Origin of the sequence: Streptomyces sp. NPDC050528, assembly GCF_044457795.1 — a bacterium.
Lineage (GTDB): Bacteria > Actinomycetota > Actinomycetes > Streptomycetales > Streptomycetaceae > Streptomyces.
Genome location: NZ_JBITHH010000001.1, coordinates 423,428 through 446,684, shown reverse-complemented (window position 1 = coordinate 446,684; position 23,257 = coordinate 423,428). Strand labels below are relative to the sequence as shown.

Annotated in this window: 25 protein-coding genes; 18 read left to right on the top strand and 7 right to left on the bottom strand. The window is 70.5% G+C overall.

What is annotated here, in order from left to right; genetic code table 11:
* The first annotated feature begins 55 nt into the window (after positions 1-55).
* Both ACIBK4_RS02135 and ACIBK4_RS02130 read left to right on the top strand, forming a co-directional pair.
* On the top strand, positions 56-1,033 hold the full coding sequence (locus tag ACIBK4_RS02135; RefSeq protein ID WP_398991238.1) for a helix-turn-helix transcriptional regulator: 978 nt from the start codon (positions 56-58) through the stop codon (positions 1,031-1,033).
* A gap of 140 nt (positions 1,034-1,173) precedes the next feature.
* Entirely contained in the window at positions 1,174-1,545 is a 372-nt protein-coding gene (locus ACIBK4_RS02130; protein WP_366098151.1) for a hypothetical protein, read from the top strand.
* 79 nt (positions 1,546-1,624) lie between these two features.
* Here ACIBK4_RS02130 and ACIBK4_RS02125 read toward each other — a convergent pair whose 3' ends face one another.
* Positions 1,625-2,248, bottom strand: a complete 624-nt coding sequence (locus ACIBK4_RS02125) for a TetR family transcriptional regulator (RefSeq protein ID WP_398991236.1) — start codon at positions 2,246-2,248, stop codon at positions 1,625-1,627.
* 150 nt (positions 2,249-2,398) lie between these two features.
* Here ACIBK4_RS02125 and ACIBK4_RS02120 point away from each other — a divergent pair, with 150 nt between their 5' ends.
* From ACIBK4_RS02120 to ACIBK4_RS02110, 3 genes are all read left to right on the top strand, one after another.
* Positions 2,399-2,566, top strand: coding sequence for a hypothetical protein (locus ACIBK4_RS02120; protein WP_365306810.1), 168 nt, complete (start codon positions 2,399-2,401; stop codon positions 2,564-2,566).
* Between the two features lie 65 nt (positions 2,567-2,631).
* The gene (locus ACIBK4_RS02115; RefSeq protein WP_398991234.1) at positions 2,632-2,922 is read left to right on the top strand and encodes a DUF4190 domain-containing protein; all 291 of its coding nucleotides are present in this window, start codon (positions 2,632-2,634) and stop codon (positions 2,920-2,922) included.
* Between the two features lie 155 nt (positions 2,923-3,077).
* Entirely contained in the window at positions 3,078-4,241 is a 1,164-nt protein-coding gene (locus tag ACIBK4_RS02110; RefSeq protein WP_398991232.1) for a cysteine desulfurase family protein, read from the top strand.
* Between the two features lie 100 nt (positions 4,242-4,341).
* Here the strand turns inward: ACIBK4_RS02110 and ACIBK4_RS02105 are convergent, their stop codons facing one another.
* The gene (locus ACIBK4_RS02105) at positions 4,342-6,054 is read right to left on the bottom strand and encodes a multicopper oxidase family protein (RefSeq protein WP_398991230.1); all 1,713 of its coding nucleotides are present in this window, start codon (positions 6,052-6,054) and stop codon (positions 4,342-4,344) included.
* 213 nt (positions 6,055-6,267) lie between these two features.
* Positions 6,268-7,017 carry an N-acetylmuramoyl-L-alanine amidase gene (locus ACIBK4_RS02100; RefSeq protein ID WP_398991228.1) on the bottom strand — a complete coding sequence of 250 codons (750 nt, stop codon included), beginning with the start codon at positions 7,015-7,017 and terminating at the stop codon, positions 6,268-6,270.
* A gap of 60 nt (positions 7,018-7,077) precedes the next feature.
* Here ACIBK4_RS02100 and mnmA point away from each other — a divergent pair, with 60 nt between their 5' ends.
* A complete protein-coding gene (gene mnmA / locus ACIBK4_RS02095; protein WP_398991226.1) occupies positions 7,078-8,208 on the top strand; it encodes a tRNA 2-thiouridine(34) synthase MnmA in 1,131 nt (376 codons plus the stop codon).
* 63 nt (positions 8,209-8,271) lie between these two features.
* Here mnmA and ACIBK4_RS02090 read toward each other — a convergent pair whose 3' ends face one another.
* Both ACIBK4_RS02090 and ACIBK4_RS02085 read right to left on the bottom strand, forming a co-directional pair.
* The gene (locus tag ACIBK4_RS02090) at positions 8,272-9,051 is read right to left on the bottom strand and encodes an alpha/beta fold hydrolase (protein WP_398991224.1); all 780 of its coding nucleotides are present in this window, start codon (positions 9,049-9,051) and stop codon (positions 8,272-8,274) included.
* 56 nt (positions 9,052-9,107) lie between these two features.
* Positions 9,108-9,431: a DUF427 domain-containing protein gene (locus ACIBK4_RS02085; RefSeq protein WP_366434167.1), complete on the bottom strand. Its 324-nt coding sequence runs from the start codon at positions 9,429-9,431 to the stop codon at positions 9,108-9,110.
* A 50-nt stretch (positions 9,432-9,481) separates the two neighbouring features.
* Between ACIBK4_RS02085 and ACIBK4_RS02080 the strand changes: the two genes are divergently transcribed.
* From ACIBK4_RS02080 to ACIBK4_RS02055, 6 genes are all read left to right on the top strand, one after another.
* Positions 9,482-10,045, top strand: a complete 564-nt coding sequence (locus tag ACIBK4_RS02080; protein WP_398991222.1) for a TIGR00730 family Rossman fold protein — start codon at positions 9,482-9,484, stop codon at positions 10,043-10,045.
* A 7-nt stretch (positions 10,046-10,052) separates the two neighbouring features.
* Positions 10,053-10,751 (top strand): SDR family oxidoreductase, encoded by a 699-nt coding sequence (locus ACIBK4_RS02075; RefSeq protein WP_398991220.1) that lies wholly within the window; start codon positions 10,053-10,055, stop codon positions 10,749-10,751.
* Entirely contained in the window at positions 10,748-11,131 is a 384-nt protein-coding gene (locus ACIBK4_RS02070) for a hypothetical protein (RefSeq protein ID WP_398991218.1), read from the top strand. The genes ACIBK4_RS02075 and ACIBK4_RS02070 overlap by 4 nt, the downstream gene beginning before the upstream one ends.
* A 126-nt stretch (positions 11,132-11,257) precedes the next feature.
* The gene (locus ACIBK4_RS02065; RefSeq protein ID WP_398991216.1) at positions 11,258-12,265 is read left to right on the top strand and encodes a methionine synthase; all 1,008 of its coding nucleotides are present in this window, start codon (positions 11,258-11,260) and stop codon (positions 12,263-12,265) included.
* A gap of 15 nt (positions 12,266-12,280) precedes the next feature.
* Positions 12,281-14,473, top strand: coding sequence for an NAD-dependent DNA ligase LigA (ligA, locus tag ACIBK4_RS02060; protein WP_398991214.1), 2,193 nt, complete (start codon positions 12,281-12,283; stop codon positions 14,471-14,473).
* Between the two features lie 270 nt (positions 14,474-14,743).
* Complete coding sequence (locus tag ACIBK4_RS02055; protein WP_398991212.1) at positions 14,744-17,011, top strand: putative bifunctional diguanylate cyclase/phosphodiesterase; 2,268 nt, start codon at positions 14,744-14,746, stop codon at positions 17,009-17,011.
* Between the two features lie 118 nt (positions 17,012-17,129).
* Here ACIBK4_RS02055 and ACIBK4_RS02050 read toward each other — a convergent pair whose 3' ends face one another.
* Positions 17,130-17,714 (bottom strand): TetR/AcrR family transcriptional regulator, encoded by a 585-nt coding sequence (locus ACIBK4_RS02050; RefSeq protein WP_398991210.1) that lies wholly within the window; start codon positions 17,712-17,714, stop codon positions 17,130-17,132.
* A gap of 97 nt (positions 17,715-17,811) precedes the next feature.
* On the opposite strand from ACIBK4_RS02050, the gene ACIBK4_RS02045 reads away from it, so the two are divergent.
* From ACIBK4_RS02045 to gatB, 5 genes are all read left to right on the top strand, one after another.
* A complete protein-coding gene (locus ACIBK4_RS02045) occupies positions 17,812-18,183 on the top strand; it encodes a DUF4267 domain-containing protein (RefSeq protein ID WP_398991208.1) in 372 nt (123 codons plus the stop codon).
* A 151-nt stretch (positions 18,184-18,334) separates the two neighbouring features.
* Positions 18,335-18,631 carry an Asp-tRNA(Asn)/Glu-tRNA(Gln) amidotransferase subunit GatC gene (gene gatC / locus ACIBK4_RS02040; RefSeq protein ID WP_007384860.1) on the top strand — a complete coding sequence of 99 codons (297 nt, stop codon included), beginning with the start codon at positions 18,335-18,337 and terminating at the stop codon, positions 18,629-18,631.
* Positions 18,632-18,636: 5 nt separating this feature from the next.
* Complete coding sequence (gene gatA, locus ACIBK4_RS02035) at positions 18,637-20,139, top strand: Asp-tRNA(Asn)/Glu-tRNA(Gln) amidotransferase subunit GatA (protein WP_398991206.1); 1,503 nt, start codon at positions 18,637-18,639, stop codon at positions 20,137-20,139.
* On the top strand, positions 20,136-20,378 hold the full coding sequence (locus ACIBK4_RS02030) for a hypothetical protein (protein ID WP_019068646.1): 243 nt from the start codon (positions 20,136-20,138) through the stop codon (positions 20,376-20,378). The genes gatA and ACIBK4_RS02030 overlap by 4 nt, the downstream gene beginning before the upstream one ends.
* A gap of 16 nt (positions 20,379-20,394) precedes the next feature.
* On the top strand, positions 20,395-21,912 hold the full coding sequence (gene gatB / locus ACIBK4_RS02025; protein ID WP_398991204.1) for an Asp-tRNA(Asn)/Glu-tRNA(Gln) amidotransferase subunit GatB: 1,518 nt from the start codon (positions 20,395-20,397) through the stop codon (positions 21,910-21,912).
* A gap of 80 nt (positions 21,913-21,992) precedes the next feature.
* On the opposite strand, the gene ACIBK4_RS02020 is transcribed toward gatB, so the two are convergent.
* Positions 21,993-22,775 carry an SAM-dependent methyltransferase gene (locus ACIBK4_RS02020; protein ID WP_398991202.1) on the bottom strand — a complete coding sequence of 261 codons (783 nt, stop codon included), beginning with the start codon at positions 22,773-22,775 and terminating at the stop codon, positions 21,993-21,995.
* A 117-nt stretch (positions 22,776-22,892) separates the two neighbouring features.
* On the opposite strand from ACIBK4_RS02020, the gene ACIBK4_RS02015 reads away from it, so the two are divergent.
* Positions 22,893-23,186: a hypothetical protein gene (locus tag ACIBK4_RS02015; RefSeq protein WP_033282853.1), complete on the top strand. Its 294-nt coding sequence runs from the start codon at positions 22,893-22,895 to the stop codon at positions 23,184-23,186.
* Positions 23,187-23,257: the final 71 nt, after the last annotated feature.

The following is a 23,257-nucleotide window of genomic DNA, read 5'->3' as shown; positions in this document are numbered from 1 at the left end:
TGACAGTTTCCGTCAACATTTGCGCGGGGTTTCCGGGAGGCGGATCCTGGGGGGCGTGAAGGCCGACCGTCTCCTCTCGATCCTCCTGCTCCTGCAGACCCGGGGGCGCGTTCCCGCGCACGAACTCGCCGACCGGCTGGAGGTGTCGGTGCGGACCATCTACCGGGACGTCGAGGCGCTGTCCGCCTCCGGGGTGCCGGTGTACGCCGAGCGCGGGCGGCACGGGGGGATCGAGCTGCTCGCCGGGTTCCGTACGGATGTGACGGGACTGACCGCCGACGAGTCGCGTGCCCTGTTCATCCTGGCCGCGCAAGGCGCCCACGCCGCCCTCGGTCTCGACGCCGCGCTCGGTTCCGCGCTGCGCAAGGTGATGGCCGCGCTGCCGGCGCCGTACCGGCCGGCCGCCGAGGTGACCTCGCGGCGCATCCTCGTCGACGCCACGCGCTGGAAGGGCGGGCCCCAACCCGCCGTGGATCTGGACGTGTTGCAGGACGCGGTCTTCGCCGACCGGCGGCTGCGGCTGCGTTATCGGCACAGCGGGGCGAAGGAGCCGAGCACCTACACCGTCGACCCGTACGGCCTCGTCTCCAAGGCCGGCGTCTGGTATCTCGTCGCCGACCGCCGGGCCCGCCCCCGCCTCTTCCGCGCCGACCGCGTGCACTCGGCCACCCTCCTGCCCGACCCGGTCAAGCGCCGCCCCGGCGTCGAACTCGCCGACGCCTGGGAGGAGTTGCGCCGTCAGGTCGAGGAACGCCCCGGCGGACTCGACGTCACCGTCCGCGTCCGCCGCTCCCGCCTCGACATGTTCCTGCGCCTCAACGCCTCCTCGCTCGCCGAACTCCCCGAGGACGAGGGCGAGAAGGAGTGGGTGACGGTCCGGCTGTCGTACGGCGTCGTCCGTGAAGCGCGTCAACTGCTCCAGTTCGCCGACGCGTTGGAGGTCGTATCACCGCCGGAGGTGCGTGTGGAGGTGGCCGCGGCGGCCGCTTCTGTCACGGAGCTGTACCAGCGAGTAGGCGCGGCCCGAGAGTGAAGTCGCAGGTCAGGGCGGTCTCTTGAGGCGCCCTTTACTTCGCGCACAGGGTGGGGACAGGGCTCCGACAACGAAGGCTTAAGCGGCGTTGGTTGAGTTCCCGTCACAAGACATCCTCATCGTTTTTGGAGCTGTTTCTCATGAAGCGTGCGCGTCTCCTCCCCGCAGTGGCCCTGCTGGCGCTCTCGCCCCTGGCCCTGGCGGCCTGCGGTTCGAGCGACTCTTCGTCGTCCTCCGGCAGCGGCAACTCCGGTTCCACACAGTCCTGTTCCGCCTCCGGCATGCCCACGGGCAACGCCACGGCACGGCCCAGCGGCGCCCCCTCCGGCGCGCCCACGGGCGCCGCGGCCTCGGGTAAGCCGACGGGCATGCCGACCGGCAACGCGTCCGGCATGCCGACCGGCGGCCCCGGCGGAGGCGGCGGACAGGGCGGCCAGGGCGGCGGCCCTGGCGGCGGGTGCGGCGGTGGCCCGGGCGGCGGCCAGATGAGCGGGGCCCCGCAGCAGGGCTGACCGCGGCCCCGCACAACAGGGGCGGCACGCTCGTACACCGGGCGTGCCGCCCCTGTCGTATGTCACGCGTGCGGGGTGATCAGCCGAGCCAGTGCCGCCGCCCCACGCTGATCAACCGCATCTGCTGCTGGGCGAGTTGGGCCACCCGCTCGCGCTCCTCGTCCGACGCCTCCAGTGCCTCCAGGAAGAGCGAGGCCGTGATGAGCATCTGGTCGACGTAGAGGTGGGCCAGCATCAGCAGGTCGTCGTCGCGCCAGCCCCGCGACTCGGGGTCCTTGGCGAGCTCGGCCTTCACCTCCTCGGCGAACCGGGCGAGTTGCTCCCGGATGGCCTCCCGCACCGGCTGCACCCCGCCGTGCCGCTCGCGCGCGATGAAGCGGACGTGCGCCGGATACGTGTCCACGTGATGGGCGATCAACTCGACGGCCCGCGTGATGCGTTGACCGCTGTCGGCCGGGGCCACCGTCTGCCGGATCATCGGATGCAGACTGCCCAGCGCCTCCTCGACGAGCGCGACCCCGAGGTCGGCCGTGGAGCGGAAGTGCCGGTAGAAGGCGGTCGGGGCGACGCCCACGGCCCGGGTGACCTCGCGCAGGCCGAGACTGCTCAGGCTCTGCTCCTCCAGCAGCCCCAACGCGGCGTCCAGCAACGCCTGTCGGGTCTTCTGCTTCTGTGCCTGCCGGATGCCGAGGGTGTGACTCATGTCATCCAGTTAACAACTGTTCTCCGTAATTGGAAAGTCGCCCGACGCGCTAGACTCAAGTTCAGTGAACAAGTGTTACTACAACCGTTCACCGAAACGTAACGAGAGCCGTCCCGGACGTCCCGGCCGGCTCGGAGGGGGATTCATCCCATGCTGTTCCTCGTCGTAGCGCTCCTGCTCTTCGGCGTCGTGGTGGGCACGGTGGCCCACGCGCCGCTCGCCTTCACCGCCGTCGCCGCCACCGTCATCGCCGTCTGGCTGGGCATCTTCGCGCTCCGCGAGCGGCACGGCCGCCGCAGCCGTACGACCGCCAACTGACCGTCCACGCCTGTCTGTTGACAGCCCGGCCCACCACCCGCCCGATCATCGGGAGCTGAACCCACATGCAACTCACCGCCCCGGCAAGCAACACCACCCATGACGCCAACGTGAAGCCCACCGGCCGTCGTGACGCCGACGGCATGGCCGTCGCGTCCTTCATCCTCGGCCTCGTCGGCCTGCTCGTGCTCAACGTGTTCCTCGGCCCGATCGCCATCGCCCTGGCTGGCGCGGCGCTGTGGCGCGGCACCGCCCGTCGCGGCCGTGCCTTCCTCGGCCTCGGACTCGGCATCGCCGATCTGCTGGTCCTCGTCGCCTTCATGCAGATGGACAGCACGGTTTCCTGGAGCTTCTAGGCGCGACCGGAGATCCTTCCGGCAGCCACCGGAAGCGACCGGCGCGGATGTGGTGACAAGCGGCCCGGGACGAGCCGCGCCACCACCGCCCCGTCCGGCACCGGACCGCCCGCCCCTCCGGGGTGCGCGCCGGGGCCCGTAGAATCGGCGTCACCATGGCATACCTCGACCACGCCGCGACCACCCCGATGCTTCCCGAGGCAGTCGAGGCGATGACGGCCCACCTGAGCATCACGGGCAACGCCTCCTCCCTCCACGCTTCCGGCCGCAAGGCCCGCCGTACGGTCGAAGAGGCCCGGGAGACCCTCGCCGAGGCGCTCGGCGCCCGGCCCAGCGAGGTGGTCTTCACCTCCGGCGGCACCGAGGCCGACAACCTCGCGGTGAAGGGCCTGTACTGGTCCCGCCGCGACGCCGACCCGGCCCGCACCCGCGTCCTGGCCAGCCCCGTCGAACACCACGCCGTCCTGGACGCCGTGCACTGGCTGGGCGAGCACGAGGGCGCCGCCGTCGAGTACCTCCCGGTCGACTCCTACGGCCGGGTCCACCCCGAGGTGCTGCGCGAGGCGATCGCCCGCAACCCCGACGACGTCGCCCTGGCGACCGTGATGTGGGCCAACAACGAGATCGGCACGGTTCTGCCGGTCCGTGAACTCGCCGAGGTGGCACGGGAGTTCGGGGTGCCGCTGCACGCCGACGCGGTGCAGGCCTTCGGCCAGGTCCCGGTCGACTTCGCCGCCTCCGGGCTCGCCGCGGCGACCGTCTCCGGCCACAAGATCGGCGGGCCGTACGGCATCGGCGCCCTGCTGCTGGGCCGCGAGTACACGCCCGTACCCGTCCTGCACGGCGGCGGCCAGGAACGCCATGTGCGCTCCGGCACCCTCGACGTCCCCGCGATCGCCTCCTTCGCGGTCGCCGGCCGCCTCGCCGCCGAACAGCGCGAATGGTTCGCCCGCGAGATCGGCGCCCTGCGCGACGACCTCGTAGCGGCCGTCCGTACGGCGGTCCCGGACGCGATCCTCGGCGGCGACCCGGTGGACCGCCTCCCCGCCAACGCGCACTTCACGTTCCCCGGCTGCGAGGGCGACTCCCTGCTGCTCCTGCTGGACGCCCAGGGCATCGAGTGCTCCACCGGCTCGGCCTGCACGGCGGGCGTCGCCCAGCCCAGCCATGTCCTGCTCGCCACCGGCACCGATCCGGACCTGGCCCGCGGCACCCTGCGCTTCTCCCTCGGCCACACCTCCACGGAGGCCGATGTCGAGGCGGTGGCCAAGGCGATCGGCCCGGCGGTCGAGCGGGCCCGCGCCGCCGGCCTGACCTGACCCGGACACACGAGAGCCGGGGAGAGCCCGCCGGCTCTCCCCGGTCTCTCCGGCAAGAGGTGTCCGGCGCCCACGGGGGAGGCCGACGCCGGACGGGCTTCTAGTCGTCCGTCGCGCTGGCGCTCGCGGTCGCCGTGGCGGTGGAGTCGTCCGTCGCGGTCGCCGACGCGGAGGCGCTCGCGGATGCCGTCGCGCTCGCGCTGGCCGTGGCCGTGGAGTCGTCGGTGTCCGTCGTGGTGGTGCTCGTGCCGTCGTCCGTGACCATGAGGGAGGCCATCATGCCCTCGTCCTCGTGCTGCAGGAGATGGCAGTGGAGCATGTACATGTAGGTGTCGTCGGCGAAGTCGGTGAACTCCATGGCGATCTTGATCGAGCCGCCGCCGACCACCTCGTAGGTGTCGTACCAGCCGAGCTGGACCCCGGTGGGATCCTCGCCGTTGATGGAGATCAACTGGTAGGGCACGTCGTGCAGATGGAACGAGTGCTCCAGCTGGGTCGAGTTCTGGATCGTCCAGATCTCCTTCGAGCCGAGCGTCGTACTGATCATCGCCATCGCGGCCATGGTCGTGCCCGCGGCCCCGTCGATCAGCATCGTGGCGCCGCTCTGGCCCAGCGTGATCGTCCGGGCGGTGAAGTCGCTCGTGTCGTAGCGGTCGATGGTGTTGAGGGTGCTGGGCAGGTCGGCCGGGGTGTCGGAGCCACTGGCCGTCACCGCGAGGACGTCGTACGTACCGCTGCCGCCGCGGATCCAGCCGGTGGTGATCACGGCCTGGAGGGTGGCGTCCGCGGTGAGGTCCATGACGAACTCGGCCCGGGCACCGGCCACCAGGCGGATCGTGGTGACCTCGGTGGCCGCGGTCAGATAGCCCTGGTCGGTGCTGATCTGGGTGAGGGTGCCGCCGTCGCTGCGCTGGATCACGATGATGTCGGACGGCGAGGCGTTCAGCGCGCGGAACCGGGTCCGGGTCTTCGTCGCGGTGAAACCGAGCGTGGTGGAGTCCACGTTGGTTCCGTTGAGCAGCAGCGGGAAGGTGGTGGTGCTCAGCCGGTAGCCGGCCGCGTCGTACTTGATGTCCCCGTCGGTGTCCACGGCGAGGGACTGGAAGATGAGCGGGATGTCGTCGACGCCGTAGTCGCTGGGCAGCGCGGCGGACGCGTCCGAGGAGTCCTCGACGATGATCATGCCGGCCAGGCCGTGCACGGCCTGCTTGGCGGTGGTGCCCAGGGCGTGCGGGTGGTACCAGAGCGTGGTGGCCGGGTCCTTGACCGTGAACGTGGGCGACCAGGTCGTGCCGTCGGCGAAGGCGACCTGCGGGCCGCCGTCCATCTTCGCGGGCACATGGGCGCCGTGGAAGTGGACCGTCGTGTCCTCGCCGATGTCGTTGGTGATGTTGAGCAGGACCTCGTCGCCGTTCGTCCACTTCAGGGTGGGGCCGAGGAAGTCCTGGTTGTAGCCCATCGTGCTGCTGGTGACGCCGGAGATCACCTCGTGGGTGCCGGTCTTCGCCTCCAGCGTGAACGTGGTGACGCCGCTGGTGGTGGTGCCCTCCAGCAGGTCCGGGATGACCAGGGTGCTGTCCGCCGCGGATGCCTTGTTCTTCGCCGCGTCGTTCAGCAGCGAGAAGGCGCCGCCGGCCGCGGCGACCGCCGCTATGCCGGCCCCGGCCATGCCGCCGAGGAATTTGCGCCGGTGCAGACCCTTGCCCCGGGCGGCGCTGTCCTTGCCGTGGTCGCGCTTCTCGGCGGTGGTCTTGCGGTGGTTGCCCTTGCTGTCTCTGTTCTGCTCGGACGCGGGCTCGCTGGTGTGTGTCATGCGGCAGAGATTTGACCTAAGGGCTGTGTAAAGACTGGGCGACGCTTAGTAGTCAGCACAGCAAGCTGTGAAAGGTAAGCGTGCACGATCCCTCCACAACTCCCCTTGAAGAGCAGCCGAGTTGACGTGCCCCAGGTCACATTCGGAGCAGGGGACGCAACGGACACCGCCGTAACTGAAACGACTCATAGCCAAAGCGCGGTGTGACCCGAGTCACACGTGTGTCTGGTGTGCCCGCCTTACGAGTGTCATGTACCGGTCCCAGTCCCAGTACCGCCCGGGATCCGTGTGATCCGTCCCCGGCACCTCCACGTGCCCGATGACGTGCTTCCGGTCCACAGGGATTCCGTAACGCCCGCATATCGCCGCCGTCAGCCGTGCGGACTCCGTGTACATCGCGTCCGTGAACGACGACTTCCGCTCCACGAAGCCCTCGTGCTCGATGCCGACACTGCGTTCGTTGTACTCCCGGTTCCCCGCGTGGAAGGCCACGTCCAGCTCGCGGATCATCTGCGTGACGGCCCCGCCCTTGCGGACGATGTAGTGCGCGGCGGCCTGGTGCCCGGGGTCCTGGAAGGCCTTCACCGCACTGCCGTAACCGCCCTGCGTGACATGGACGACCACCCGGTCTATCGCGTAGTCGTCCGGCCGGTCGGCCCGCCGGTAGTTCGCCGAGGAAGCCGCCACCCACGTGGCCCCCGGAAAATCGACGGCCCCCGGAGTCCGCGGCTTCTCCACCCCCGGCGTCCGCCACCACAACCGAGCCAACTCGTCCCGAGCCACCACAGCGGTCCCTACGGCGGCCACGACCCCGCCGATCAGCAGCGCACGCCGCCCGGGCCGCCGGACCGGGCCGCCCGGCGCGGTGTCCGCGGGCCCCGGTGGCTTCCCCGCCCGACCGTCCCCACCGTCCCCGGCGTCCTCACTGTCCCGACGGCTCTGCTCGCTCTGTGTCTCCCCCATGTGATCGTCAACGGATACTCGCGGGTTCCGGTTCCCGATGCCCCGTACCCTGGAAGGGTTATGACTGAGACCTCGCAGCGCCCTCGCCCCCTTCGCGTACTCGCCGCCATGTCGGGCGGCGTCGATTCCGCCGTCGCCGCCGCCCGCGCCGCGGAAGCCGGCCACGACGTGACCGGCGTCCATCTCGCGCTCTCCGCGAACCCGCAATCGTTCCGCACGGGCGCGCGTGGCTGTTGCACGATCGAGGACTCACGGGACGCCCGCCGCGCCGCCGACGTCATCGGCATCCCGTTCTACGTCTGGGACCTCGCCGACCGCTTCCGCGAGGACGTGGTCGAGGACTTCGTCGCCGAGTACGAGGCAGGGCGCACCCCGAACCCCTGCCTGCGCTGCAACGAGAAGATCAAGTTCGCCGCGCTCCTCGACAAGGCGCTCGCCCTCGGCTTCGACGCGGTCTGCACCGGCCACTACGCCCAGGTGATCGTGAACGAGGACGGCACCCGCGAACTGCACCGCGCCTCCGACATGGCCAAGGACCAGTCGTACGTCCTCGGCGTCCTGGACGAGCGGCAGCTCGCGCACGCCCTGTTCCCGCTCGGCGACACCGTGACGACGAAGGACGAGATCCGCGCGGAGGCCGAGCGCCGGGGCCTCGCGGTCGCCAAGAAGCCCGACTCGCACGACATCTGCTTCATCGCCGACGGCGACACCCAGGGCTTCCTCGCCAACCGCCTCGGCAAGGCCGAGGGCGACATCGTCGACGAGTCCGGCTCCGTCATCGGCTCGCACGAGGGCGCGTACGGCTTCACCATCGGCCAGCGCAAGGGCCTGCGCATCGGCACCCCGGCCGCCGACGGCAAGCCGCGCTACGTCCTGGACATCTCCCCGGTCGACAACACCGTGACGGTCGGCCCGGCCGCCTCCCTCGACGTCAGCGGCCTCACCGCCGTCAAGCCCCGCTGGTGCGGCACGGCCCCCTCCGGCCCCGGCACCTACACCGCCCAGCTCCGCGCCCACGGCGGCGAGACCGAGGTCACCGCCGAACTCGTCGACGGCACCCTGGAGGTGACGTTCACCGAGCCGGTACGGGGCGTGGCCCCCGGGCAGGCGATCGTGCTCTACGACGACACGCGCGTGGTGGGGTCGGCGACGATCGCGACGACCACGCGCGCGGCGACGGCGATGGCCTGACACGGCCGGTGCAGGGCCCGTAGGCGTGATGTCGGGCCCTTGCACGGCTGGTTGGCCGGTCGGCTAGTCGGCGAAGAACTCCGTGAGCACCGGCGCCAGGACGGCCGGGTCCACCATGTGGGTCTGGCCCTCCAACGTGCGGTACGTCCCGTCCGGCGCCGCGTCCGCCACGGCTCGCGCGGCCTCGCGCATCCACTCGGCGCTCGCGCCGCCCGCGATCGTGAGCACCGGGACGGACAGGGAGGCCAGCCGCTCCGCCGGCACCAGACCGTCGCCCATGGCCGCGTCGTCGTAGGCGAGGGTGGGGGCGATGGCCTCCATGCCGGACCACATGGGGGAGTTGCGGGCGCCCTCGATCATCTGCGGGGGTGCGCCGGTGAGCGCCATGAAGAGGGCGACGGCGTCGCCGTGGCGGTGCTCGGCGAGGAGTTCCGTGAGGCGCTCGGTGTACTCGGCGCGCTCCTTGGCGCCGGTCGTGTCGAGGGCGAACGGGGGCTCGTACAGGGCGACGTGGGTCACCGGGAGGCCGCTCGCCGCCGCGTGCAGGACCAGGGCGGCGCCGGAGGAGTGGCCGTAGAGCGCCGCGCTGCCGCCCACGGCGTCGATCAGCGCCGCGAGGTCCTCGACCTCACGGGCCACCGCGAAGGGCGCCGTGTCGCCGCTGGCGCCCCGGCCCCGGCGGTCGTAGGGAACGGCCCCGAACCGGTGCGCGAGCTGCGCGGCGAGCGGCAGCAGCCCGTCGCCCGTGGTCATCGCGCCACCGACCAGGACGACGGGCGCACCCGCACCGATGCGTTCGTACGCGATGGCGGTGCCGTCGCGCGAAACAGTCTTCTTGTCCATGGAACGTGAGACTGCCGCACCTCGCGGAACTAATCGGTCACAACACTTCTACTCCGTCACACCTCTTCTACTTCGTAGAAGCAGAGGTGGTCCTTGATCTGGGCGACGTCCGGCTTGGGGTCGGGGTACGCCCACACCAGGTCGGTCGCGTCGGGGAGGGACCAGTAGGACGCGTCGCCCTTGAAGGGGCAGTGCGTGTGGGTCTCGGAGGGGGTCAGGAGGTCCAGGCGTACGTCCTCCGGGGGGAGGTAGTACCGCACGGGACAGCCGGTCTCCTTCAGGATCAGGGGGCGGTCGCTCTCCGCCAGCACCTGGTCGCCGTGGACGACGCGTACGCGCCGGTCGCCCTGCTCGATCGTGATCGTGTGTCCTTGGGCCATACCGGAAAAGCACTCGCGGGCCCCTGGTTCTTCCCGCGTACGGTGACGACATGAAGATCTGTGTGTTTCTCTCCGCCGCCGACCTGGACGAGCGCTACACGCGCCCCGCGCGCGAGTTCGCGGAACTGCTGGGCAAGGGCGGGCACACGCTCGTGTGGGGCGGTTCGGACGTCGGGCTGATGAAGGTGGTCGCCGACGGCGTACAGGCCGCCGGTGGACGGCTGGTGGGCGTCTCGGTGACCTTCCTGGCGGCGAAGACGAGGGCGGGTGCCGACGAGATGGTGATCGCGGCCGACCTCGCCGAACGCAAGAAGCTGCTCCTGGAGAAGGCCGACGCCGTGGTGATCATGGTGGGCGGCACCGGGACGCTGGACGAGGCGACGGAGATCCTGGAGCTGAAGAAGCACGGCCACACCGACAAGCCGGTGGTGCTGCTCAACACCGCGGGGTTCTACGACGGCCTGAAGACCCAGTTCCGGCGCATGGAGGACGAGGGGTTCCTGCCCGTCCCGCTGACCGACCTGGTGTTCTTCGCGGAGGAGCCGGTGGGGGCGCTGGCCTACCTGGAGGCTGTGACATCAGCGGCTCCCGCCGCGGGCCAGGGCATCGAGTGATGCGAGCATGGCGGGCATGGCTACACATGTGATCACCGGGGCCGGTTCCGGCATCGGCGCGGCCGTCGCCCGCCGACTGCACGTGCGCGGGGACGACCTCGTGCTCCACGCGCGCGATGCGGGCCGCGCGAAGGAACTGGCGGCGGAGTACCCCGGGGCGAGCACCCTGGTGGGCGACCTGGCGGACCCGGACAAACTCAGCTGGGCGTTCTCGCACCAGACCCTGCCCGACCGCGTGGACACGCTGCTGCACATCGCCGGGGTGGTCGACCTGGGCCCGGTGGGCGACCTGACCCCGAAGACCTGGCGCCACCAGCTCAACGTCAACCTGATCGCCCCCGCCGAACTGACCCGCCACTTCCTGCCCCAACTCCGGCTCTCCGGCGGCCACGTGGTGTTCGTCAACTCCGGCGCGGGCCTGCGCGCGAGCGCCGACTGGTCCGTGTACGCCGCCTCCAAGCACGGCCTGAAGGCCCTGGCCGACTCCCTGCGCCACGAGGAGCACGCCCACGGCGTCCGCGTCACCTCGGTCTACCCCGGCCGCACGGCCAGCCCCATGCAGGCCAAGGTCCACCAACAGGAGGGCAAGCCGTACGACCCCGCCCAGTGGATCGACCCCGAGTCGGTCGCGACGACGATCCTCATGGCGATCGATCTGCCGGGGGATGCGGAGGTCAACGACCTGACGGTGCGGCCGGGGCGGTGAACGGGGCGAGCGGTGCCGAAATCCTGGGCTGGCTCGACGAGGTCTGGGAGCGCACGGCGGCCGCGGTCGTCCTCGAAGGCGGCGACAACTATGGGCCGCTCGCCGAACGTGGGCTCAGAGGTGAGGTGTTCGACGCCGAGGAGCTCGCGGAGCTGCGCTCTCTCACCACGACCGGCGCCTTCATCGACGACATCTGCCGCTGCTTCGGCAGCGCGACCATCGCCCTGCTCGACGCCGACGGCGAGTTCATCGGGAGCGGCAGCGTGCACGGCGGGACGGACGTCTCCTGGGAGCGCGACCGCTTCGGCAACAACTTGGAGGTCGCGGACCCGGAGCGGATGGTCGCGTTCCTGGAGCGGCTCAGGATCCGGCTGCGTTGAATCGCCGGTCATTTCTCAGCCCGTCCGGCGTTTGAGGACGAGATCCCTTCAGGGCCGATGCGGGGTCTGGGGGCGCAGCCCCCAGGGGCGCTGCTTCACCCCCGGAGGGTTCCGTAGTCTTCCGGGGTGAGCAACAACAGCCAGTTCAGCTTCGGTCCCGCCACCGGTGTCGGTTCCCTGCCCGGTGGTGACGCCCGTGAGGCCGCGAAGACCGCGACCGGGGCCTTCGAGGACTTCCCGTTCCTGCCCGAGCTGCCCGCCCGGGGACCCGGCGCGGACATGATCGGCCGGACCGCGGGGCTGCTCGTCGAGGTGTACGCGCGTGTGGAGCCCAGCGGTTGGCGGATCGGGGACCGGCCGGGACGGGACACGAAGCGGGCGTGGGCCTGGCTGGGGGAGGACCTCGACGCGTTCGAGGAGTTCACCCAGGGGTACGAGGGCCCGCTCAAGGTGCAGGCCGTGGGGCCCTGGACGCTCGCCGCCAGTCTGGAGTTGAGGAACGGCGAGTCCGCGCTCTCCGACCTCGGCGCCAGTCGGGACCTCGCGGGCTCGCTCGCCGAAGGCCTGCGCAATCACCTCGCCGACGTCCAACGCCGCGTCCCCGGCGCCCAGATCGTCCTGCAACTCGACGAACCCTCCCTCATGGCCGTCCTGCGCGGACACGTCAGATCGGCCAGCGGCTACCGCACGTACCGCGCCGGCGACCGCCAACTCGTCGAGGACACGCTCCGCGACGTCGTCGGCGTGCACGGGAACGGCCCGGTCGTCGTCCACTCCTGCGCACCGGACGTGCCGTTCGCCCTGCTGCGCCGGGCGGGCGCGGCCGGGGTCTCCTTCGACTTCTCGCTCCTCACCGAGCGTGACGACGACGTGATCGGCGAGGCGGTCGAGGCGGGCACCCGGCTCTTCGCCGGTGTCGTGCCGGGCACGGACACCGCATTGTCAGACCCTGCCGGTAGCGTCATGGGTGTCAGGACGCTGTGGCGCAGGCTGGGGCTGCGACCGGGACTTCTCGCGGAGTCGGTCACCATCACCCCGTCGTGCGGACTCGCGGGGGCTTCTCCCGAGTACGCGCGCCATGCCCTCGCCCACTGCGTCCGGGCGGCGAGATCCCTCGCGGACAACCCTGAGTGACGGAAGGACAACACGGTGGCCGGCGACAAGCAAGCGGAGACGACGGTGCCCGCAGAGGCACGGGAGAAGCACGCGCAGCTCGCTGAGCAGATCGAGGAGCACCGCTTCCGGTACTACGTGAACGACGCTCCGGTCGTCAGCGACGCCGAGTTCGACCAACTCCTGCGCGCCCTGGAGGGGTTGGAGGAGGAGCACCCGGAGCTGCGGACGCCGGACTCGCCGACCCAGAAGGTCTCCGGGGCGTACGAGACGGAGTTCACCTCCGTCGTCCACCGCTCCCGCATGCTCTCCTTGGACAACGCCTTCGACGACCTGGAGCTCGCGGCCTGGGCCGAGCGCGTCCAGAAGGACGTGGGCACCTCCGACTACCACTTCCTGTGCGAGCTGAAGGTCGACGGCCTCGCCGTCAACCTGACGTATGAGCACGGCCGCCTCACGCGCGCGGCGACCCGCGGCGACGGCCGCACGGGCGAGGACATCACGCCCAACGTCCGCACGATCGCGGAGATCCCGGACCGCCTGACCGGCGACCACGTGCCCGACCTCGTGGAGATCCGCGGCGAGGTCTACTTCCCGATGGAGAAGTTCGAGGAGCTCAACGCCCGCCTGGTCGAGGCCGGCGACAAGCCCTTCGCCAACCCCCGTAACGCGGCGGCCGGTTCACTGCGCCAGAAGGACCCGCGCGTCACCGCCACCCGCCCCCTGCACATGGTCGTGCACGGCATCGGCGCCCTGGAGGGCTTCGAGCCCCTCACCCGCCTCTCCGAGTCGTACGCCCTGCTGAAGTCCTGGGGCCTGCCGACCTCTTCGTACAACAAGGTGGTCGACGACCTCGACGGCGTACGGGAGTTCATCCGGTACTACGGCGAGAACCGTCACTCCGTGGCGCACGAGATCGACGGCGTCGTCGTCAAGCTCGACGAGATCCCCCTCCAGGGACGGCTCGGCTCCACCTCCCGCGCCCCGCGCTGGGCGATCGCGTGGAAGTACGCGCCCGAGGAGGTCAACACCAAGCTCGTCAACATCCGCGTGGGCGTGGGCCGTACGGGCCGGGTCACGCCGTACGCCCAGGTCGAGCCGGTGACGGTGGCGGGCTCGGAGGTCGAGTTCGCGACGCTGCACAACCAGGAGGTCGTCAAGGCCAAGGGCGTCCTCATCGGCGACACGGTGGTGCTGCGCAAGGCCGGTGACGTCATCCCGGAGATCCTCGGCCCGGTCGCCGACCTGCGCGACGGCAGCGAGCGGGAGTTCGTGATGCCGGCCGAGTGCCCCGAGTGCGGCACGCCGCTGCGGCCGATGAAGGAGGGCGACATCGACCTCCGCTGCCCCAACGCCCGTACGTGTCCTGCCCAGTTGAGAGAGCGCCTCTTCTACCTCGCGGGCCGCAAGGCGCTCGACATCGACCACTTCGGGTACGTCTCGGCGGCCGCCCTCACCAAGCCGCTGGAGCCCGCCGACCCCCCGCTGGCCGACGAGGGCGACCTCTTCGACCTCACCATCGAGCAGCTGCTGCCCATCAAGGCGTACGTCCTCGACCAGAACAGCGGGCTGCCCAAGCGGGACCCGAAGACCGGCGAGGAGAAGATCGTCACGGTCTTCGCCAACCAGCAGGGCGAGCCCAAGAAGAACGCCCTCGCGATGCTGGAGACCATCGCGGCGGCCAAGGACAGCCCGCTCGCCCGCCTCCTCACCGGCCTGTCGATCCGTCATGTCGGCCCGGTCGCGGCCGAGGCGCTGGCCCGCGGGTTCCGTTCGATCGAGCGGATCGAGCAGGCCACCGAGAAGGAGCTGGCGGACACCGACGGCGTCGGCGAGATCATCGCCGCCTCGGTCAAGGAGTGGTTCGCCGAGGACTGGCACCAGGAGATCCTCCGCAAGTGGCGGGCCGCCGGGGTACGTATGGAGGACGAGGGTTCCGGCGAGGACGAGGGTCCGCGCCCGCTGGAGGGCCTGACCGTGGTCGTGACCGGCACACTTGAGCACTTCACGCGGGACGGGGCGAAGGACGCCCTGCAGAGCCGGGGAGCGAAAGTGACCGGTTCTGTTTCGAAGAAGACGTCTTTCGTCGTCGTAGGTGACAATCCTGGTTCGAAGTACGACAAGGCGATGCAGGTCAAGGTGCCTGTTCTGAACGAGGACGGCTTCGTCGTCCTGTTGGAGCAGGGGCCCGAGGCGGCCGCCGAAGTCGCGCTTCCGGTCGAGGAGTAGCGAGGTGCGGCGGTTGAAGGCCACCCGATCGGCGCATACCAGATGCATACGGGTGGCCGGGTCGCATTCGGGCAACCGTCTACGACCGCTGCCCGTGGAAGCCTTCTGCGGCCTACTGTTGAGGTGTGCACCTGCCGTGCCCAGCTGCGGTTGGGGCAACCCCCTGCTCTTGGTGAGCAGGGGGAGGGGTTTTCCAAACGCGGTGCCGTTGACGGAAGTCGGGCATCGGACCGCGTGGCGTGGGCACCGCCGGCTGTGAGAGGGACGGGAATGGAACCGACCGAGAGCGCCCCCCCGGACTCACTGCTGCGCCGGGTCACCGGCGCCTGGCGGGAGAGTCGTTGGGGAGCGCGACCCGTGGAGCGTCCGGGCGCCCAGCCGCGCGCCACCGGACAGTACTCCACACCGGACGCCCGCCACTCGGCGCCGCTCTCCACCGACCCGGGCGCGGGACTGCCCGGCGACGGCGAGCGCCATCTCACCTGGCCCGCGCTGCCCACGGCGGTCGTGGTCGCGGCCGCGTTCGTCCTCGGTGCCGGCTTCTTCCGGGCGTTCACCGGCGACCACGCGCTCTTCCCGTCCGGCACGGTCGGCTGGTCGCTGGCCGTCCTCACGGGCATCATCGTCGGCCACCTGGTCGCGCTGGGCCGCGCCCGCTGGTGGGGCGGCACCGGCTCGGGCGCCGCCCTCACCCTCGGCGTCCTGCTGCTCTACGGCTGGGTCGCCGCCGGCATGGTCAGCCTCACCGTCGTCGTCCTGGTCGGCATAGCCCGGCGCAACCGCTGGCGCCAAGGCGTCCTGCACGGCGCGGTGGACATCCTCGGCATAGCCGCCGGCGCACTCGTGCTGGGCGTGTTCGGCCGGGTGCCGTCGGTCGAGACGCCCTGGAACCCGGACACCTGGACCGTCTACACCGCCCCCGAGGTGGTGCTGGTCGCCGTCGCGTATCTCGCCGTGACCCGCACCCTGCTCTGGTATCTGCACGCCCCGCGCCACGGCGGACTGCCCACCGTCGCCCGCACCGCCCTGCTCAGACAGGGCCTGGTCGCCGTAGCCCTGCTCGGCATCGCACCGCTGATCTGCGTGGTCGCCGTAGCGCAGCCGGTCCTGCTGCCCCTGTTCTCGATCCCGCTCATCGCGCTCGACTCCACCCTGTGGATGGCCAGGGCCCGGGCCGAGGAACAACTGCGCGACCCGCTCACCGGATTGCCCAACCGGCAGTGGCTCCTGGAGCGCATCTGGACCGCCCTGGACGACGCCGAGCGCATCGGAGCCAAGGCCGCGCTCATGCTGATCGACCTGGACCGGTTCCGGTCGGTCAACGACACGTTGGGTCATCTCGCCGGTGACCGGCTGCTGTTGCAGATAGCCGACCGGCTGCGGGTGGCGCTGCCGCGCGGGGCGGAGGCCGCGCGGCTCGGCGGTGACGAGTTCGCCGTCCTGCTGCCCGTCGCCGACTCCACCACGTCCGCGACCCGGGTCGCCCGCAACCTCGTCGCCGCGCTCAGCTCCCCACTCGACCTCGACGGGCTCACCCTCGTCCTGGAGGCCAGCGCGGGTGTCGCCGTCTTCCCCGACCACGCCCTCGACGCCGAGGGGCTGCTGCGCCGGGCGGACGTCGCGATGTACCAGGCGAAGCGGGACCGGACGGGCGTAGAGGTCTACGAGTCCAAGCGGGACTCCAACACCCCTGACCGGCTGGGTCTGTTGGGGGATCTGCGGCGGGCGCTCGACGCGCACGAGGTGCAGTTGCACTACCAGCCCAAGGTGCGCTTCGACGGTCAGGTGGCCGGGCTGGAGGCGCTGGTGCGGTGGGTGCATCCGGAGCGGGGGAAGGTGCCGCCGGACGAGTTCATAGCGATCGCCGAGTCGTCCGGGCTGATGCCGCATCTGACGGAGTACGTGCTGGACACGGCTCTCGCCCAGGTCGCCCGGTGGCGTGCCCAGGGGCTGTTCGTGCCGGTCGCGGTGAACGTCTCCCCGCGCGACGTCCACACCCCCGGGTTCGCCGGCTCGGTCGCCGCGCGCCTTGCCCGGCACGGCGTTCCGGCGGGCTCGCTCCAGCTGGAGATCACCGAACACGTCCTCCTGGAGGACCCGCAGCGCGCCGCGGACACCCTCAACGGGCTGACCGGGCACGGCGTGAAGATGTCTCTCGACGACTTCGGTACGGGGTATTCGTCCCTGGTGCATCTACGGCGGCTGCCGGTCAGCGAGTTGAAGATCGACCGGTCGTTCGTGGCTCGGCTCGCGGTGGACACGGAGGACGCGGAGATCGTTCGGTGCACCGTTGATCTCGCGCATTCCCTTGGGCTGCTGGTCGTTGCCGAGGGGGTTGAGGACGACGAGACGTGGGAGCGGTTGCGGGACCTCGGGTGTGATGCGGTGCAGGGGTGGCTTGTTGCTGCGGCGATGCCTCCCGAGGACATGACGGCGTGGTTGCGGGCGCGGGGGTCTCGGGGGTGGCAGCGGCCTCGGGCTGCGTTGCCTGCGGCCTTGCCTTCGGCTGCGGCCGATGATCCGGGGCGGATCGGGTGACCTTTCGCGCCTAGTGGGGTGGGGGTTTCTGTTTGGTCGCGGCTGCGGCCCGGTTGTGGCTGGTCGCGCCCACGCGGCGGAGCCGCAAATTGACACAGCCCCGCGCCCCTTGGGTGGGTCAGCTCGCCCCTGCTGTGAAGTGGGCGATCAGCAACGCAAGCCGCTGCTCGTGGGCCTTCTCCGGTAGGCGGCCGCTGCGCATCAGCGTCACCAGTCCATGGAGGCCCGCCCAGTACGTCTCCGTCAGCAGGCCCGGGTCGTCGCCCTCGGCCGCGATGGGTTCGACGGCCTGGAAGATCTCGCCGAAGGCTGCCTGCAAGGGCGCCGGTGCCTCCGGGGTGGCGAACGGCAGGTCCACCATGTGCGTGAACATCGCGTCGTAGAGGGCCGGGCGGCGGCGCGCGAATGACGTGTACGTCTCACCGACCGCGCTCAGCGCCCCACGCGTGCCCTTCGCCGCCGTGCGCGCCGTACGCAACTCGGCGGCCAGCACCGCGCAGCCCTCCACCGCCACCGCCGCCATGATCGCGCCCTTGTCCTTGAAGTGGCTGTAGAGGACGGGCTGGCTGTACTCGATCTCGGCTGCCAGGCGGCGGGTTGTCACCGCGTCCCAGCCCTCCGTCTCGGCCAGTTCGCGTGCGGCCGAGACGATCAGTTGCTCCCGCTCGGCCCGCTCGCGCTCCCGGCGCGTCTGAATCGTCATGCCCGGGATTCTAGCATCGCTAGCGTTTCTTTCGGTGCTCTGCTAGCTTCGCTCTTGAAGCTAGCGTTGCTAGAAAACAGCCGTGAGGAGAAGTGACGTGACCATCACCGCGTACACCCTGGCCGTCGTGCTCGACCTGTTCTGCCTGTTCCTGGGCTACCGGTTCCTGTTCCAGCCGGGCCCCGCCGCTGCCGGGTACGGAGTCCCGGCCGATCCCTCCGGTGACGCCGGCGCCTACCTCACGATCAAAGGCCTCAGGGACGGCACGCTGGGTCTGGTGGGCCTCGCGGTGCTGGCCTTCGCCGGGGCGCATGCCGAGGCCTGGTTCATGCTCTGCGTGGCCCTCGTGCCGTTCGGCGACACCCTGATAGTGCTGCGCCACGGCGGAGCCAAAGCGGTGGCCTTCGGGATCCACTTCGCCACGGCGATCGTTGTACTGATCAGCGCCGTGCTGCTGTTCCTTGTCTGACTCGTCCGAGCCGTACTCCTCATTTCCGGTCACCAAGTCGTCACCGCGGGACCCGGTGACCGGGGTCCCGGTGAAACCGTTTAACGGCTGAGGGCCCCCGCCCCATAGGATTGGCGCCAAACCACACACACTCACCCCAGAGGAACGCTGCATGCCTGGCATCACGCGCGAGGAGGTCGCCCACCTCGCCCGGCTGGCGCGTCTGGAGCTGAAGCCCGAAGAGCTCGAACACTTCGCGGGACAGCTGGACGACATCATCGGCGCGGTCGCCCGCGTCAGCGAGGTCGCCGACCAAGACGTACCGCCGACCTCCCACCCGCTGCCGCTGACGAACGTCATGCGCGCGGACGAGGTCCGTCCCTCGCTCACCCCCGAGCAGGCGCTCTCCGGCGCCCCGGCCCAGGAGCAGCAGCGTTTCAAGGTGCCGCAGATCCTGGGGGAGGACTAACCACCATGACGGACCACAGCAGCATCATCCGGCTCACCGCCGCCGAGATCGCCGCGAACATCGCGTCCGGCGTGCTCACGGCCGTCGAGGTCACCGAGGCCCACCTCGCCCGGATCGACGAAGTCGACGCGAAGGTGCACGCCTTCCTGCACGTCGATCGCGAGGGCGCCCTCGCGCAGGCCCGCGCCGTCGACGAGAAGCGGGCCCGGGGCGAGCAGCTCGGCCCGCTGGCCGGCGTACCGCTCGCGCTCAAGGACATCTTCACCACCGAGGGCATCCCGACCACGGTCGGCTCCAAGATCCTCGAAGGCTGGATCCCGCCGTACGACGCGACCGTCACCAAGCGGCTGAAGGCCGCCGACGTCGTCATCCTCGGCAAGACCAACATGGACGAGTTCGCCATGGGGTCCAGTACGGAAAACAGCGCCTACGGGCCTACCGGTAACCCCTGGGACCTCACCAAGATCCCCGGCGGTTCCGGTGGCGGTTCCTCCGCCGCGCTCGCCTCCTTCCAGTCGCCGCTCGCGATCGGCACGGACACCGGCGGTTCCATCCGCCAGCCGGCCGCCGTCACCGGCACGGTCGGCGTCAAGCCGACGTACGGCGCGGTCTCCCGCTACGGCATGGTCGCCTTCTCCAGCTCCCTGGACCAGGGCGGGCCCTGCGCCCGTACGGTCCTGGACGCGGCGCTCCTGCACGAGGCCATCGCCGGACACGACCCGCTGGACTCGACGTCCATCGACGCCCCGGTCCCGCCGGTCGTCGAGGCCGCCCGCAACGGCAGCGTGCAGGGCATGCGCGTCGGCGTCGTCAAGCAGTTCCGCGGCGAGGGCTACCAGGCCGGCGTCATCCAGCGCTTCGACGAGGCCGTCGCCGTACTGAAGGAACTCGGCGCCGAGATCGTCGAGTTGGACTGCCCGTCCTTCGACCTCGCCCTGTCGGCGTACTACCTGATCGCGCCCTCCGAGTGCTCGTCGAACCTGGCCCGTTTCGACGGTCTGCGCTACGGCCTCCGGGTCGGCGACGACGGCACCCACTCGGCCGAAGAGGTCACCTCGATCACCCGTGAGGCGGGCTTCGGCCCCGAGGTGAAGCGCCGCATCATGCTCGGGACGTACGCGCTGAGTTCTGGGTACTACGACGCTTACTACGGCAGCGCCCAGAAGGTCCGTACGCTCATCACCCGCGACTTCGAGAAGTCGTTCGAGAGCGTCGACGTGATCGTCTCGCCGACCACGCCGACCACCGCCTTCCCGATCGGCGAGCGTGCCGACGACCCGATGGCGATGTACCTCGCGGACCTGTGCACCATCCCGACCAACCTGGCGGGCAACTCGGCCATGTCGCTGCCCTGCGGTCTCGCGCCGGAGGACGGTCTCCCGGTCGGGCTGCAGATCATCGCCCCGGCGCTGAAGGACGACCGGCTTTACAAGGTCGGCGCCGCCGTCGAGGCCGCCTTCGTGGAAAAGTGGGGCCACCCGCTGCTTGAGGAGGCACCGTCGCTGTGAGCAACGCACTGTCGAAGGCCAAGGGCTTCAAGAAGTCCAAGTCCGGCACCTATGTGTCCATCGCCACCACCGCGTTCGGCGCGCTGGGTGTCGCCAAGCAGATCAAGAAGGCGCGCACCGAGCACGACACGCTCCGTCTGATCGACGCCACGGTCTCCGCCGTCGCGATCGTCACCGGCCTCGCCATCCTGTACCGCGAGCTGAAGCGGCTGGGCGACGACGACGTCCTGCTGGGCTGAGAGGGAACTTTTCACCGTGACCACCACGACCGACGAGTTGGTGTCGTACGAGGACGCCCTGGCGACCTACGACCCCGTCATGGGCCTCGAAGTCCACGTCGAACTCGGTACCAAGACCAAGATGTTCTGCGGCTGTTCGACCGAGCTGGGCGCCGAGCCCAACTCGCAGACCTGCCCGACCTGCCTCGGCATGCCCGGCGCGCTCCCGGTCGTCAACGCGATCGGCGTCGAGTCCGCGATCAAGATCGGCCTCGCGCTGAACTGCGAGATCGCCGAGTGGTGCCGCTTCGCCCGGAAGAACTACTTCTATCCGGACATGCCGAAGAACTTCCAGACCTCCCAGTACGACGAGCCGATCGCCTTCAACGGCTACCTCGACGTACAGCTGGAGGACGGCGAGACCTTCCGGGTGCAGATCGAGCGCGCCCACATGGAGGAGGACACCGGCAAGTCGCTGCACGTCGGCGGCGCGACGGGCCGTATCCACGGCGCCTCGCACTCGCTGCTCGACTACAACCGCGCCGGCATCCCCCTCATCGAGATCGTCACCAAGCCGATCGAGGGCGCCGGCGAGCGTGCTCCCGAGGTCGCCAAGGCGTACGTCGCCGAGCTGCGCGAGCTGATCCGGGCGCTCGGTGTGTCGGAAGCCCGCATGGAGCAGGGGCAGATGCGCTGCGACGTGAACCTGTCGCTGCGCCCGCACGGCCGCGAGAAGTTCGGCACCCGGAGCGAGACGAAGAACGTCAACTCGCTGCGTTCCGTGGAGCGTGCCGCTCGCTTCGAGATCCAGCGCCACGCCGCGGTGCTGAACTCGGGCGGCACGATCATCCAGGAGACCCGCCACTTCCACGAGGACACCGGGTCGACGACCTCGGGCCGCGTGAAGGAGGAGGCGGAGGACTACCGCTACTTCCCGGAGCCGGACCTCGTTCCGGTGGCCCCCTCGCGCGAGTGGGTCGAGGAGATCCGCGGCGGTCTGCCCGAGCAGCCGCTGGCCCGCCGCAACCGGCTGAGCGAGGAGTGGGGGATCACCGCGTTCGACATGCAGTCGATCCTCAACGCCGGTGCCATCGACCCGATCGTCGCCACGATCGACGCCGGTGCCGACGCGGCCTCCGCCCGCAAGTGGTGGATGGGCGAACTGGCGCGCAGCGCCAACGAGTCGGGCAAGGCGCTCGACGAGCTGCCCATCACGCCGGAGCAGGTCGCCCGGGTCACCGCGCTGGTCACGGCGGGCGACCTGAACGACAAGCTCGCCCGCCAGGTCATCGAGGGCGTTCTCGCCGGCGAGGGCACCCCGGACGAGGTCGTCGAGAAGCGCGGCCTGAAGGTCGTCTCGGACGACGGCGCCCTCACCACCGCCGTCCAGGAGGCCATCGCCGGCAACCCGGGCGTCGCCGACAAGATCCGCGGCGGCAAGGTCGCGGCGGTCGGCGCGCTGGTCGGCGCGGTCATGAAGGCCACCCGCGGCCAGGCCGACGCGGCCCGCGTTAAGGAGCTCATCCTGGAGCAACTGGGCGTCAGCGAAGGCTGATACGGCCGTAGGAAATCAGCCGTAGGAAATCAATAGCCCCAGGGGGTGCATCGGTTGCGATGCACCCCCTAGGTGTGTCATCACGTCCGGCGGCCCACGATCCGGGCGAAGCCGAGGGTGCGGCCTTCATCGGCTCGGACCAGTTCGACCGAGTCGCGCGCCATGTCCGCCATCCATGCGTACGGACTCTCCTCGGCGCACACCTCGCTCCACAGCAGCCAGTCCTTCCAGCCGTCGGGCTGCCAGTCGGCGGTCTCGACGTGCACGGTTCCGCCGCGGGTCCAGTGGCGGCGCCACCAGGCGGGGGAGTGGAACGCCCAGAAACCGGGGTCCCAGAAGGGCTTGAGGTGCTCCGGGGGTTCGTCGCCCTCCAGCTCCTCCTGGAGGGCGGGGACGACGATCCCGATCCGGCCACCCGGCTTCAACAGCTTTGTCAGGGTGGGCAGATAGAGGTCGGCGGTGCCGAAGTACTGATAGGCGTCGATCGACACGATCGCGTCGAACGTGCCCTCCCCGAAGGGGATGTCGTGCGCCTCCACCTGGAGGGGGAGGACCCGGTCCGCGACACCCGCCTCGGCGATCCGTACGGCGTTCTCCTCGGGCTTCACCCACAGGTCGGCGGCGGTGACCTGGAGGTCGTACTCCTTGGCGAGGAAGACGGAGGTCATGGCGCGGCCGCAGCCCAGGTCGAGCACGCGCGCGCCGGGGCGCAGGGTGTCCAGGCCGAGGGCCGGGGCCAGCCACTCCAGGAGCCACAGGGCGTGGGGGCCCATCTGGTTCTCGATGGTCCAGCGGGCGTCGTAGGTGCTGCTGCGCGGGTAGCGGGGGTGGGTCAGGCGGGCGGTCAGGTCGGTGTCGGGCATCGGTGAACGCGGTCCTCCGGTTCTGCGTAGGTTGCTGTGAGGAAGCAACGAGATTGTGGAGGACGTCGGTTGGCCGCGCACCAGGTTTCTCAGGCGGAGGCGCTACCCTCGCCCGCCATGGACGGACGCGGAGATTCCGAGACACCGGACTTCGGGGACCCGGCGCTGGACGCGCGACGGGCCCGTTGGACGGCCGCGCTGACCGGTGCCGTGCTGGCCCTCGCGGGCGTGGCCGCGGCGGTGCTGCGGGCGAGCGGGGCCGCGCCGGTGCTCGTCCCGGCCGCCTACGCGGTGGGCGCCGCGGTGTGTGCGCTCGCGTCGGTGCTCGGGTCCAGGGGCCGTACCAGACGGGCGCTTTGGCTGTTGGTCGTCGGGGCGATGGTGATGGCGCTGGGGGACCAGTTCGACTGAGCCGGCAGTCAAGGTGGCAGTCGGGGCTACAGAGTTGCCGTTACTGTCCTGTGATCTGGCTCCCACTCCCG